The organism is Cobetia sp. MMG027 (assembly GCF_027947415.1).
Classification (GTDB): Bacteria; Pseudomonadota; Gammaproteobacteria; order Pseudomonadales; family Halomonadaceae; genus Cobetia; species Cobetia marina.
In genome coordinates this window covers 260,195-272,842 of sequence record NZ_JAQJIO010000006.1, presented here as the reverse complement: position 1 = coordinate 272,842, position 12,648 = coordinate 260,195, and the positions used below count along the sequence as shown (strand labels likewise).

The window sequence follows — 12,648 nt, the reverse complement described above, 5'->3', positions numbered from 1 at the left end:
CCTTCCTTGAGAGGCGGCACGGTCAAGCGGTCAGCCGCGAACAGCCATCGATACCGTCCATGACAAAATGCCACCGGGCCCGAGTGGCGGAGCCGGTGGCATCGATACTGACATCGGGCAAGCATGGCGGGCCGCCACGCCAGCAGGGGCGCGGCGGCGTGGACCAGACTTACTTGGTCACCGCATCCTTCAATGACTTGCCCGGCTTGAAGGCCACTGTCTTGCTGGCCGGGATGGTCAGGGGTTTGCCTGTCTGGGGGTTCTTGCCGGTACGCGCTGCACGCTGACGCACCGTGAAGGAGCCAAAACCAATCAATGAAACATCGTTGCCCTTGGCGACCGTGTGGGTGATCTCGTCGAGAATCACGTTCAACACCTGACTAGCCTTGTCCTTGGACAGATCCGCACGCTCGGCGATGGCCGCAGCGAGTTCTGGCTTGCGCATGAAAAGCCCTCCTGGTTTGGCATTCTGCACGGGCGGCTCAGCCGCCGATTCATTGTTGTTCTTGCACGGATGTTGTTCTTGCACGGATGTTGCTGCACTTGCTGGCATTGCATGGCGCTTGGGCGATGCGATACCGGGTCCCCCTTTCTCGGGGTGAACGTCACCGGTAACACGTCGTCCCTGATTCTCGCCTGACGCTCTGTGACGGAAACTTCACTATCGTGCCTGACTACGCTGGCTTCAAGGGGTCTGCGACCATCGGCCATGGCATCGCCTAGCCTAGCAACGGCGGTGCCTGCCGCGCCAGCTCGACTTTCCTGCGAACGGAGGCGCCTGTCAACGCATATCCAATCAAGCGTTCGTTCGCATCGAGAGCGCGTGCATCAAGATCATCTCCCTCGCCCGTGATGTCCCAGCGCGCCACGGCCGTCCGAGGCGGGTAGGCCACGATGGGCAGCGCCGGTGTCTTGACCAGCACGGGCCAGGCCTTCCAGTCGAGCTCGACCGCCTCGCCGCACAGATTGGCGGCCAGCACCCGGGCTGCGGCCTGCAGGGGCTGCACGTACATGGCATTGACCCCTTCGACACTGGCGCAGTCTCCCAGCGCCCAGACATGCGGCCGGGAGGTGGCAAGGTGACGATCGACGCGGATGCCGTCCCCACCAGCACTCAACCCCGCGCCCTGTGCCAGCTTGATGCGTGGCGCGAGCCCCGTGGCCAGCAGCACCAGCGAGCCCTCCACCGCATGACCACTCTGCAGCACCACGCTGACGGGCGCCTGCGTTGCCTTGCCGGCGGTGATGGTCTCGACCATCTCGCCTTGCAGCCGACGCACGCCGATGGCATCGAAGGCCTTGCCAAGTCGCCGGCCGAGCGCCTGGGGAAGCAAGCCATCCAACGGAGTGTCTTCCGCTGCGACCAGGGTGACCTCATGTCCTGCGGCTTTCAGGTCATTGGCGTATTCACACCCCACCAGACCGGCACCGACGATCACGACACGGCCACTCTCCCCCGCCTCACGCGCTGCCGTCAGCGTGGCGCTGAAGGCGGCGTAGTCATCGAGATCATTGATGCTCATCACGCGCGAGCCGACCGAGTCATCGATGGGGAAGGGTCGCCGTGGCGCGGCACCGAGTGCCAGCACCAGCTCGTCATAGGCCAGGCATTCCTCGCCCAGCCAGACCTGTCGCGCGTGGGTATCGATGCTCGTCACTCGCTGATGGGTGCGCAGCTCGGCGTCCAGTTCATCCACCAGGGCCACGGAGGTCTGCCGTGCCAATGCCCGGGCGCTCATGCCCTTGGCAAAGGCGGTGGACAGCAGAGGCTTGGCGTAATCGTGGCCACTGTCCTGACTGACCAGGATCAGTCGACTGTCCTTGTCACGCGCACGCAGGGCACGCGCCAGGCCAATGCCGGCCATGCCGGTGCCGATGATGACAAGGGTACGAGGGTCGCGCATGGCGCCATCTCCTGAGATCGATCCGAGAGGAAAAGAGGGTAGTCGGGCCCCAGCATACCAGCCTGCCACTGGCGCGGGCATGCTCACGCTGCAGGCCTTGCGGTTCGGGCGTGCTAGACTCGCCACTTGTCATCCTGACAGGGAATTCATCGTGGTCTGTCACTCCCACTCGGCAGCGTTTGCCGGCAAGATCGCTATCCGGGCCATGTCTCGCTCGGAACTCAGCACTCCCTGCGCTCACCAGAGAGCGATGGACTCGGCGGTCCGCCGCCACTGGCAGCCCGCCGCGAGCCTGCAAGGCGTCATGCCGGCCGGCTGGTGGCCATGGCTGTCCTCCAGCGACTCGCTGACCCAGCGTCTCGATCACGCCATGCGCATGCTCGATGGTCAGGGGCTGCGCGTGCGCCTGCTGCTGCAGGACACCGGCCCTGCCCGGCGGGATGAGGCGCGGATGCTGGGTATCGCGCCACGACGCCATGTCTGGCGGCGCGAAGTGGCCCTGTGTCATGGCGATGAGCCCTGGGTGATCGCGCGCTCGCTGGCGGCGCTGGACCTGGCCCATGGCCACCGTCTTTCGACGCTCGGCGAAGGCTCGCTGGGCCATTGGCTGTTCCGCCAGCCTGACCTGACCCGCAGCGCCATCGATGTCAGCCGGGCGCCACTGAGGCTTGCCAGCACGCAGCCGCTGGCACGCACCGCCAGCCTGTGGATGCGCCGCTCGATGTTCTCGCACGGTCGCTTCCGGGTACTGGTCCAGGAAGGTTTCACCCCTCGGTTCCAGCACGCCCTGGAACTCTGATTCCCCACTGCCGTTCGATCAGGAGTCCTGATGTCAGCGTCATCCGCTTCCCGCCCGTCCAAACTGGCCGATTACCTCGCCCTGACTCGTCTGGACCGCCCCATCGGCACCTGGCTGCTGATGTGGCCGACCCTCTGGGCCCTGTGGCTGGCGGCCGATGGGCTACCGGACCGCGATACGCTGCTGATCTTCGTGGCTGGCGTCTATCTGATGCGTGCCGCCGGCTGCGTGATCAACGACTACGCGGATCGCCACTGGGACAAGCATGTCGAACGCACCCGGGATCGCCCGCTGACCTCAGGACGCATCACGGAGCGCGAGGCGCTGACCCTGTTCGGTGTGCTGGTCGCGGCCGCCTTCGTGCTGGTGTGCTTCACCAACCTGACCACGGTGCTGCTGTCGATCGTCGCCGTGCTGCTGGCGGCCAGCTATCCGTTCATGAAGCGCTTCCATCATCTGCCGCAGGTGGTGCTGGGTGCCGCCTTCGGCTGGGCGATTCCGATGGCCTTCGCGGCGACGCTTGAGGAGGTGCCGACCTATGGCTGGTGGCTGTTCGCGGCCAACCTGATGTGGACGGTGGCCTACGACACCGCCTATGCGATGGTCGATCGCAATGACGATCTCAAGGTCGGCATCAAGTCCACCGCCGTCCTGTTCGGCCGCGCCGACACGCTGATGATCGGTCTGCTGCAGCTGGGCATGCTGGCGGTGTTGATCGGCATCGGCCTGCACCTGGCGCTGGGCATCTTCTACTGGCTGGGGCTGGCCGCGGCGGCCGTGACCTTCGTCTGGCAGCAGCGCCTGATTCGCGAGCGGGAGCGTGGCCCCTGCTTCCAGGCATTTCTCAACAACCACTGGTCCGGCCTGCTGATCTTCGCGGGCATCGCGCTGGCGACCTGGCCAGCTGCCTGACCCCTCTTTCCGGCCAACGGGCCCGAGTCCTCATCCGGTCTGCCAGCGACCTTCCTCGTGCGGCGAGGCGTGACATTCACACCTCGCGAGAGTTGAGGGACTCGCTGGCAAGCCGGGCGGCAAGCTGCCAAGCTGCCAAGCTGCCAAGCTGGCGATTGTCATCTCACTGTCATATAAGCAGGTTGTAATCGTCATCGACTTGTCATTCTGGCGCGTGCGCCGACTGCTGCATGGGATCTAGCGATGAGCTCCAAGACCGTACTGATTGTCGACGACGAATCCTCGATACGCGAGATGATCGCCGTCGCCCTGGAAATGGCGGATTACCGCGTGCTGGAGGCCGACAATGCCCAGGACGCCCACGCCATCGTCGTCGATGAAAAGCCCGATCTGCTGTTGCTGGACTGGATGATGCCCGGCACCAGCGGGCTGGAACTGGCGCGCCGCCTCAAGCGTGACGAGACCACGGCGGAGCTGCCGATCATCCTGCTCACCGCCAAGGGCGAGGAAGATAACAAGATCCAGGGGCTCGAGGCCGGGGCGGACGATTACATCACCAAGCCCTTCTCGCCACGCGAGCTGGTGGCACGCCTCAAGGCCGTGCTGCGCCGCACCACGCCCAAGGGCGTCGAGGAGTCGGTGGAAGTCGAGGGTCTGATGCTCGACCCCGCCAGCCACCGCGTGACCGCACACGGCAACTCCCTGGAGGTCGGCCCCACCGAATACCGCCTGCTGCAGTTCTTCATGACCCATCAGGAGCGCGCCTACACCCGCAGCCAGCTGCTGGATCAGGTCTGGGGCGGCAATGTCTATGTCGAGGAGCGCACCGTGGACGTGCACATTCGTCGTCTGCGCAAGGCGCTGGGCGAGGGGCATCAGCACTTGATCCAGACCGTCCGCGGTACCGGTTATCGCTTCAGCGCCCAGGCCTGAGACGCGGATGCGCTACTGGACGAACGAGCTATGGCGGCTGGGCTATCTGGCGGGCGGCTTCGGGCTGGTCGGCGGACTGCTCGGCCTGCTGGGCTGGGGCTTGGCGCTGGGGCTGGCGCTGTACCTGTTCGTCCATCTCAAGCATCTCAAGAGCCTCTACACCTGGCTGATCACCAACCCCCATGAAGAGCCGCCGCCCGGCGATGGCGTCTGGGGGGATCTGCTCGATCGTCTGTATCGCTACCAGAAGGGTCAGCGTCAGGCACAGGAGCGACTGCGCAGCATCCTCAATCGCATCCAGGAATCCTCGGAAGCGATGCGCGATGGCCTGGTGATGCTCGACAACCACGGCGACATGGAGTGGTGGAACAGCGCTGCCGAGCAGTTGATCGGCCTCAAGGCCAGTCACGACCGCGGCCAGCACGTCACCAACTATCTGCGTGACCCCGTGTTCATCGATTACTTCAATCGGCTGGCCTATCGTGAGCCGCTGACCCTGCAATCGCCGCTCTCCGACAACCTGACCCTGCAGATCTCCATCACCCTGTTCGGTGACAACGAGCGCCTGGTGATGGTGCGCGATGTCACCCGTCTCTACCGTCTCGAGGAAATGCGCCGCGATTTCGTGGCCAATGTCTCCCATGAGCTGCGCACGCCGCTGACGGTACTGGCCGGCTACCTCGAGACCTATTCCGACTATGCCGATGACCTGCCCCCGCGCTGGCAGCGTGGCCTGGGACAGATGCAGAGTCAGACCGACCGCATGCAGCACCTCGTCGAGGATCTGCTGACCCTGTCGCGCCTGGAGACCGACGAGCTGTCGGGCGAAGGACGTCGCATCGACATGGCGCAGCTGCTGACACGTATCCGGGAAGATGCCGAAGGCCTCTCGAAGGAGCGACATGTCATCACGGTGGAGGTCGAGCCCGGACTGGCCCTGATGGGTGAGGAGCAGGAGCTGAGAAGCGCGATCTCGAATCTGGTCTTCAATGCGGTGCGTTACACGCCGGAAGGCTGCCACATCACGCTGCGCTGCCAGAGCACCACCGAGGGCGTGATGGTCGAGGTGGAGGATGACGGTGACGGCATTGATCCCGTGCATCTACCGCGCCTGACGGAGCGCTTCTATCGCATCGACAAGGGACGCAGCACCGCCACTGGTGGCACCGGGCTGGGGCTGGCCATCGTCAAGCATGTGCTGATCCGCCATCAGGGCCGCCTGGAGATCGACAGCCTGCCCGGCGAGGGCGCACGCTTCCGTTGTCATTTCCCGGCGGAACGCCGCTGCGCGACGACTGCCTGACGGTTGCAGCCCCACTGACACGAACGCCCCGCCGCGCCCTCTGCATGAGGTCACGGCGGGGCGTCGTGGTATCTGCGTTCGTCAACGCTCGCGATAAAGCCTGGCTCAGCGGCGCGGGGCAGGCAGCTGTCGGTAGTGGCTCTGCCACATCAGGACGGCACCCGCCACGGCCCCGGGAATGAACAGCAGGTTGGCCAAGGGCACCAGCGTCAGCACGAACACGGCACCACCGAAGGTCAGTGACGGCCACCAGCGCGCCTTGAGACGCTGCTTCATGTCGCCGAAGCTGACCTGATGGTTGTCCATCGGATAGTCCAGATACTGGATCGCCATGCTCCAGGCCGAGAACAGCCCCCACAGCAGCGGTGAGAGCAGATTCAGGCCCGGAATGAAGCCGAGAATGAACAGCGCGATCATGCGGGGAATGAAGTAACCCAGTTTGGCCATCTCGCGCCCCAGCGAGTCGATCCCGATCTTCACCAGGCCACGCTCATCCTCGATCAGGGTGCCATCCAGTCGATGCTCGACCTTCTCGGCCAGAATGCCGTAGAACGGCGCCGCGATCAGATTGGTCACCAGGCTGAAGGTGAAGAACACCGCCAGCAACAGACTCAGCACCAGCACCGGCCAGATCAACCAGCTCAGCCATTCCAGCCAGCTGGGCACCTTGAGCATCCAGTAATCGATCCAGCCCTCGAACTGGCTGAACAACAGCCACAGCGTGGCACTGTAGAGCACCAGGTTGATCGCCAGTGGTACGAACACGAAACGGCGTAGCCCGGGGGTATAGACCATGCGGGTCCCGCGGACCAGCGCCGATACGGCATCAATCATGCGACGTCCTCGTCATCTCGTGAAAGGCGGCTGCCCTCGGGCGGCCGGAGCCACACCCTAGCACTACCACCCGCCCCACGCAGCTGTCGGCGCATCGAATGGCAGACGCCCCGCACTCCGTCGGCGGGACAGATGCGGGGCGTCATTGGCAGACAGGCGTCAGGCCCCGGGGAAGGGGCCTGCACGTCAGGGCTTGTCGAGATCCTGCGGCTGGAGGTCATGGGTGTCGGTGTGACGCACGTCCACGCCCTTGACCAGGAAGATGACGTACTCGGCGAGGTTGTCGGCGTGATCCCCGATACGCTCCAGCGCACGCAGAATCCACATCACGTTGAGCACCGGGGTGATCTGGCGCGCGTCTTCCATCATGAAGGTCATCAGCGAACGCATCGCGCTCTGGTATTCCAAGTCCACCGAGGCGTCCTCACGCAGGACCTTGAGCGCCAGATCCGTGTCGAAGCGGGCGAAGGCGGTCAGCGAGTCACGCACCATGCTGCGCACATGCTGACTGAGGTGACGAACCTCGACCATGCCACGCGGGCTCTGGCCGTTCTCGACCAGCGAGATGGCATTGCGCGCGATCTTGCTGGACTCGTCACCGATGCGCTCCAGGTCCGAGGTGGCGCGAATCACGGCCAGCACCAGACGCAGGTCAGAGGCCGCCGGCTGACGGCGCGCCAGCACGCGGGTGCACTCGTCGTCGATCTTCAGCTGCATGTCGTTGACGGCCTTGTCATTGTCACGCACGCGTGTCGCCGTCTCGCTGTCACCCTCCAGCAGGGCCGTGACGGCATCCTGCAGCTGCTTCTCCACCAGACCGCCCATGGCCAGCAGGTGTGTCTTCAGCGCATCCAGCTCGTGATTGAACTGCTGGGATATGTGCTTGCCGTGCGAATCGCTGGTGATATCCATTACCCTCTCCCGGGAAGTCATCCGCCGAGGCAGGCGGTCTCTGACATGTGGCATTGATGTAGAAGCGCTGCAGCAGGGTCTGGCGCAGGCGGCTCCCTCCTAGCATGACGCCTCTTGATTGCAGTTATATTTCACTCGAGCGCCGGGACGCCAATCGAATCTCGCGCCGCGCTGACATATCGACGACGCGATGGCCCATCCGCCAACGTCCCGCGCGAGACACGTGTCAGCCACCTGCAGTGCCGCTTCGGTGATCTCACCCGAAACGGCCGGTGATGTAGTCCTCGGTCTGGCGACGACGCGGGTTGGTGAACAGCTGATCGGTCGGGGCATATTCCACCAGCTGCCCTTCATGCAGAAAGGCCGTGGCATCCGAGACACGCGCTGCCTGCTGCATGTTGTGGGTGACGATGACCAACGTCAGGCGTGAGCGCAGCGAGCGGATCAGCTCCTCGATCTTGAGCGTCGAGATCGGATCCAGCGCCGAGGCTGGCTCATCCAGCAGCAGGACTTCCGGCTCCACCGCCAGCGTGCGCGCGATCACCAGGCGCTGCTGCTGGCCACCGGAAAGCCCCAGCGCGCTGTCGAACAGCCGGTCCTTCACTTCCTCCCACAGCGCCGCGGCCCGCAGACAGGATTCGACCTTGTCATCCAGATGGCGCTTGTCATTCTCGCCGACCAGCCGCAGCCCGAAGGCCACGTTCTCGTAGACCGACATCGGAAAGGGGTTGGGCGTCTGGAACACCATGCCGACGCGCCGGCGCAGCATGGGGACATCCACGCCCCGGGCATGGATGTCCTCGCCTTCCAACCAGACCTTGCCGCTCAGGCGTGACTGCTCATCGAGATCGGTCATGCGATTGAAGGTGCGCAGCAGGCTCGACTTGCCACATCCCGAGGGGCCGATGAAAGCCGTCACGCGCTTGCGCGCGATGCGCAGGCTGATGTCGTCAAGCGCACGCCGTCGGTGACGCTCCTTGCCCACCTGCGCCTGATAATCGAGGCACAGGTGGCGGGTTTCCAGGCACGTGTCCTGCGGATTGACGACCTCGGGGTGCTGCGAGCTCGACTGGACGCTCTCACGTGCAGAGTCACGCTTCATTCGGTGGCTCCCTTGTAACGTTGTGCCAGCATGTGACGCAGGCGAATGGCACTCAGATTGAGGCACAGGATCACGACCACCAGCACCAGCGCGGTCGCGTAGACCAGCGGGCGACTGCTGAAGGCATCGCTGCTCTGGAAGGCCAGATCATAGACCTGATGGCCGAGGTGCATGAACTTGCGATCCAGATGCAGCCACGGGAAGCTGTCATCCAGCGGCAGGTCCGGCGCCAGCTTGACCACGCCGACCAGCATCAAGGGCGCGACCTCGCCTGCCGCACGCGCCACCGCCAGAATCAGCCCGGTCATCAAGGCCGGAGATGCCGCGGGTATCACCACGCGCCTGAGGGTCTCGAAGCGCGTGGCACCCAGTGCCAGCGCGCCTTCGCGCAGGCGATGCGGCACCCGCGCCAGCCCCTCCTCCGTGGCCACGATCACCACCGGCAGCGTCAGCAGCGCCAGCGTCAGCGATGCCCACAGCAATCCACCGGTGCCGAAGGTGGGGGTCGGCAGACGCTCGGAAAAGAACAGTTCATCCAGGCCGGCCCCCAGCCCGTAGACGAAGAACCCCAGCCCGAAGACCCCATAGACGATGGAAGGCACGCCGGCGAGATTGCGCAGCGCGATGCGGGTCAGTCGCGTGAGACGCCCCTGATGCGCGACCTCGTGCAGATAGAGGGCCGCCATCACGCCGAAGGGCATCACCAGAATCGCCATCAGCACCACCATCAGCACGGTACCGAAGATGGCGGGCCAGATGCCGCCACTGCCTTCATTGGGCGAGCCGGAAACGAAGTCGCGAAAGCGCTCCAGCGTCAGCAACAGTCGTCCGCCAAAGCCCATGGCATTCGGCTGCCAGACATGGCGGATGTCATTCAGCGCGATGCGCCCCTCATGACCGCCATTGCCCCCGAGCAGTAGCTGGCCGGCGTCCAGGGCTCCCCGGAGGGCCAGCAGTTGCCCCTCACGGGTGATCAGTGCCTCGCGTGTCGTCTCGAACTCCGCGATCAAGGAGGCATCCGCCTCGTCCTGCGTCGTGACAGGCCCTTGTCGAGCGGACAGTTGCTGCTGCAAGGCCAGCAGGCGCGCGCTCAAGGCCTCGCTGTCAGCGCGCAGTGCCGCCAGCTGACGGCGCTGGCCCTCAAGCGCCGCCAACCGCGCATGCAGTGCCTCGGCATTCTGGTGCAGTGAAGGAGTCGGTGCCCCCGGGACCGCACTGTCGGAGGAGAGCTGCGGAGAATGATCCAGCTCACCGGTGAGCGGATCACTCAGCGCTCTGGCCATGCCATACAGCACTCGCCCGTCGCGCATTTCCAGCATCAGCGCCTGGCGAGGAAAGCGGATATTCTCCATCAGGGTATCCGGCAGCCACTGCCAGCTCGCCGAGGCCCCATCCTGAGAGGAGGTCTGCAGCAGCCACCAGCGCTGCGACTGTCGCTCACGTTGCTGATCACCGGTGTCCGCTGCCGAGGGACGCAGCTCCTCATGCATCAATTCGCCCAGCAGGTGACGGTTGTCCGCCGCCGGCTCGCCACGGGTGGTCTTGAGCGCCGTGACGCTCTGCCCCGGCTGGGTGGTGAGTTCGACCTCGACCAGCCGTGAGGGCCAGAAGTGACTGAGCGAGCCCACCACCAGCAGGCTGATCAGCCCCAGCACCAGTACCAGCGAGACACTGACCGCCATGGCATTCAGCCAGCCCCAGGGGCCACCATCACGCCAGTAACGCGCCAGACGCGCCGTCACAGGCTCACGAGGTCTGAGCAACGAGGACGGCGGTACCGCATCAGGACGACTCATCCCCAGCCTCCACGTTGCGGCGGCATGAAGCGCAGGCGCAGCACTTCCGCCAGCGTATTGACCACGAAGGTGAAGAGGAACAAGGCCAGCGCGGCAAGGAACAGCAGGCGGTAATGGCTGCTGCCGACCTCGGCTTCCGGCAACTCGATCGCCAGGGTCGCCGCCAGTGAGCGCACCCCCTCGAACAGGCTGGCATCCACCAGCGGCGTGTTGCCGGCGACCATCAACACGATCATCGTCTCGCCCACGGCGCGCCCCATGCCGATCATCATCGCGGAGAACAGCCCGACGGCGGCGGCCGGCAGGATCACGCGGCGCAGACTCTGCCAGGGCGTCGCCCCCAGTGCCGCGGACCCCGCCGCCAGTCCGCGAGGGACTGAGGACAGCGCGTCCTCACTGAGCGTGAAGAGTGTAGGCATCACCGCCAGCCCCAGCGCCATGCCGGTCACCAGGGTATTGCGCTGGGCGTAATCGATGCCGTGATGGGCAAACAGCCATTGACGGATGTCGCCCTCGAACCACCAGGCTTCCAGTTGATGAGCCAGCGTCACATCCAGCCACAGCAGCAGCATCAACAGCGGCAACAGCCCGAAGGCGGCCATGTTTTCCGGCATCAGGCTGCGCAGTGCACGCGGCGACAGGGTCCACACGAAACCGGCCACCATGGTGCCCAGCGGAATCAGTACCAGCCCCAGCAGCACGGCCATCAATTCACGCTCGACGAAGGGCGCGACCACCAGCGCCGCGATGAAGCCGATCACCACCGTGGGCAAGGCCTCCATCATCTCCAGCATCGGCTTGATGCGCGCCCGCTGGCGCGGGGCCATGAAACAGGCCACATGGATGGCACAGCCCAGTCCCAACGGCACGGCAAACAGCAGGCCGACCAGCGCGACCTTGAGCGTCCCCCACATGATGGGTACCAGCGACAGGCGGGGTTCATGGGCACCGGTGCTCTCCAGCTGCCAGATCCAGGCCGGTGCGTCACGCCCCTCATACCAGACCTTGCCGAAGATCGCGCCAAGCCCCACGACCTGATGCGGATCACGGATCTCGAGACCCGCATAGGCCTGTTCAAGAGCCCCCAGACCACCTGCCACGGACGTTGGCCGTGCCAGCAGACGACGATCCTCCTGCTGGAAGCTCAACTCGACTCCTCCCGCCACCTGTGCGGGTGACAGCCAGTCCACCAGCTGCCGACGACGCTCGGCCGTGGCTAGATACAGCCCGAGTCGGCCATCCGCGTCGAGTGCCGCGAAGCCCAACCCATGATGTGCCGCGGCGATGGTTCTCACCGGGGCCGACAGGCCACTGTCGAAGTCTCCCGCCTTGATCAGCGGGCTGGTATGCGCGGGCAGCAGGTAATGACTCAGTCCACCGCCGGCATCCCCCAGGATCAGACTCTTGCCGCCGCGCAGGACACTCAGGGCGGTGATCGGCTGGGCAGCATGCTCCTGCCGGCCCAGCTTGCGGGCCAGAGGTACCTGGCCGGCGGACGCATCGTTCAACTGCCATTGAGTGAAGGCATGCGGCCCTGCCGTGACCAGCAACTGCCCCTCCAGGGCCGAAAGGCTGGCCGGGCCGGGCAGCCATTGCTGCTGCCAGCTGCCTTGCGGCGTGGTCGAGGCCAGTCTTGCCAGCCACAGACGATCACCTTGTCGATCGGGCATGCGCAGCCATAGCTGCTGTCGGCTCTGCGTGAGGTGAGCCTGCCGATGATCCAGTCCCTCGGGTACCTGGAGGGAACTCGATCGACGCAGACCGTCATCGGTGTGCTGGATCAGCTGCAACCGGTTGCCGGCCAGCCACTCGATCCGCCACTCGTCCATGTCCGCGGCGCGAGTGTCCAATGCTCGAGATTCCAGTACCTGCGAGCTGCTCGGCGTCGTGCCGGGCGGTTTGAGCAGCGGCCATGACACGCTGATCAGATAGCCGAGCATCACCACCACCAGCGCCATCACGCCAAGACCGGCAACCGTCAGCCACAGGCTTGCCAGGCGATCGCGACGCAGACGGCGAGATTGCATTCGTGAGGCTTCAGCAGCAGCCGGCATGAATATTCACCACAAGAGAAGAAGCGCGCGGGAGGGATCACTCCCGCGAGCGAAAGATGGGGTCTGCCTCAAGATTATGTCCATGAGATGACAGCGAGA

Annotated in this window: 11 protein-coding genes; 4 read left to right on the top strand and 7 right to left on the bottom strand. The window is 65.0% G+C overall.

Features of this window, described 5'->3' with window-relative positions; translation table 11 throughout:
• Positions 1 to 169 precede the first annotated feature (169 nt).
• Together PJK54_RS10415 and PJK54_RS10410 are read right to left on the bottom strand one after the other, a co-directional pair.
• Entirely contained in the window at positions 170 to 445 is a 276-nt protein-coding gene (locus PJK54_RS10415) for an HU family DNA-binding protein (protein ID WP_024952843.1), read from the bottom strand.
• A 274-nt stretch (positions 446 to 719) separates the two neighbouring features.
• A complete protein-coding gene (locus PJK54_RS10410; protein ID WP_176503490.1) occupies positions 720 to 1,904 on the bottom strand; it encodes an NAD(P)/FAD-dependent oxidoreductase in 1,185 nt (394 codons plus the stop codon).
• Positions 1,905 to 1,983: 79 nt separating this feature from the next.
• Between PJK54_RS10410 and PJK54_RS10405 the strand changes: the two genes are divergently transcribed.
• From PJK54_RS10405 to phoR, 4 genes are all read left to right on the top strand, one after another.
• Positions 1,984 to 2,703, top strand: a complete 720-nt coding sequence (locus PJK54_RS10405; protein WP_271302765.1) for a chorismate--pyruvate lyase family protein — start codon at positions 1,984 to 1,986, stop codon at positions 2,701 to 2,703.
• A 30-nt stretch (positions 2,704 to 2,733) separates the two neighbouring features.
• Complete coding sequence (gene ubiA, locus PJK54_RS10400; RefSeq protein WP_084207713.1) at positions 2,734 to 3,615, top strand: 4-hydroxybenzoate octaprenyltransferase; 882 nt, start codon at positions 2,734 to 2,736, stop codon at positions 3,613 to 3,615.
• Positions 3,616 to 3,858: 243 nt separating this feature from the next.
• Positions 3,859 to 4,548 (top strand): phosphate regulon transcriptional regulator PhoB, encoded by a 690-nt coding sequence (gene phoB, locus PJK54_RS10395; RefSeq protein ID WP_077379851.1) that lies wholly within the window; start codon positions 3,859 to 3,861, stop codon positions 4,546 to 4,548.
• 7 nt (positions 4,549 to 4,555) lie between these two features.
• Entirely contained in the window at positions 4,556 to 5,851 is a 1,296-nt protein-coding gene (gene phoR, locus PJK54_RS10390) for a phosphate regulon sensor histidine kinase PhoR (RefSeq protein ID WP_271302764.1), read from the top strand.
• A gap of 105 nt (positions 5,852 to 5,956) precedes the next feature.
• Here phoR and cysZ read toward each other — a convergent pair whose 3' ends face one another.
• From cysZ to PJK54_RS10365, 5 genes are all read right to left on the bottom strand, one after another.
• The gene (gene cysZ, locus PJK54_RS10385; RefSeq protein WP_084207711.1) at positions 5,957 to 6,685 is read right to left on the bottom strand and encodes a sulfate transporter CysZ; all 729 of its coding nucleotides are present in this window, start codon (positions 6,683 to 6,685) and stop codon (positions 5,957 to 5,959) included.
• A gap of 186 nt (positions 6,686 to 6,871) precedes the next feature.
• Complete coding sequence (phoU, locus tag PJK54_RS10380) at positions 6,872 to 7,597, bottom strand: phosphate signaling complex protein PhoU (RefSeq protein WP_077379844.1); 726 nt, start codon at positions 7,595 to 7,597, stop codon at positions 6,872 to 6,874.
• Between the two features lie 256 nt (positions 7,598 to 7,853).
• Entirely contained in the window at positions 7,854 to 8,699 is an 846-nt protein-coding gene (gene pstB / locus PJK54_RS10375) for a phosphate ABC transporter ATP-binding protein PstB (protein WP_077379842.1), read from the bottom strand.
• The gene (gene pstA, locus PJK54_RS10370) at positions 8,696 to 10,495 is read right to left on the bottom strand and encodes a phosphate ABC transporter permease PstA (protein ID WP_271302763.1); all 1,800 of its coding nucleotides are present in this window, start codon (positions 10,493 to 10,495) and stop codon (positions 8,696 to 8,698) included. The genes pstB and pstA overlap by 4 nt, the downstream gene beginning before the upstream one ends.
• Positions 10,492 to 12,522, bottom strand: coding sequence for an ABC transporter permease subunit (locus tag PJK54_RS10365; protein ID WP_271302762.1), 2,031 nt, complete (start codon positions 12,520 to 12,522; stop codon positions 10,492 to 10,494). Before PJK54_RS10365 ends, pstA begins: the two co-directional genes overlap by 4 nt.
• Positions 12,523 to 12,648 lie beyond the last annotated feature (126 nt).

Excerpts from the sequence above, each read along its gene's own strand:
- PJK54_RS10415 (WP_024952843.1), bottom strand. The coding sequence starts at position 445 with ATGCGCAAGCCAGAACTCGCTGCGGCCATCGCCGAGCGTGCGGATCTG.
- PJK54_RS10410 (WP_176503490.1), bottom strand. The coding sequence starts at position 1,904 with ATGCGCGACCCTCGTACCCTTGTCATCATCGGCACCGGCATGGCCGGC.
- PJK54_RS10405 (WP_271302765.1), top strand. The coding sequence starts at position 1,984 with ATGCTCACGCTGCAGGCCTTGCGGTTCGGGCGTGCTAGACTCGCCACT.
- ubiA (WP_084207713.1), top strand. The coding sequence starts at position 2,734 with ATGTCAGCGTCATCCGCTTCCCGCCCGTCCAAACTGGCCGATTACCTC.
- phoB (WP_077379851.1), top strand. The coding sequence starts at position 3,859 with ATGAGCTCCAAGACCGTACTGATTGTCGACGACGAATCCTCGATACGC.
- phoR (WP_271302764.1), top strand. The coding sequence starts at position 4,556 with ATGCGCTACTGGACGAACGAGCTATGGCGGCTGGGCTATCTGGCGGGC.
- cysZ (WP_084207711.1), bottom strand. The coding sequence starts at position 6,685 with ATGATTGATGCCGTATCGGCGCTGGTCCGCGGGACCCGCATGGTCTAT.
- phoU (WP_077379844.1), bottom strand. The coding sequence starts at position 7,597 with ATGGATATCACCAGCGATTCGCACGGCAAGCACATATCCCAGCAGTTC.
- pstB (WP_077379842.1), bottom strand. The coding sequence starts at position 8,699 with ATGAAGCGTGACTCTGCACGTGAGAGCGTCCAGTCGAGCTCGCAGCAC.
- pstA (WP_271302763.1), bottom strand. The coding sequence starts at position 10,495 with ATGAGTCGTCCTGATGCGGTACCGCCGTCCTCGTTGCTCAGACCTCGT.
- PJK54_RS10365 (WP_271302762.1), bottom strand. The coding sequence starts at position 12,522 with ATGCAATCTCGCCGTCTGCGTCGCGATCGCCTGGCAAGCCTGTGGCTG.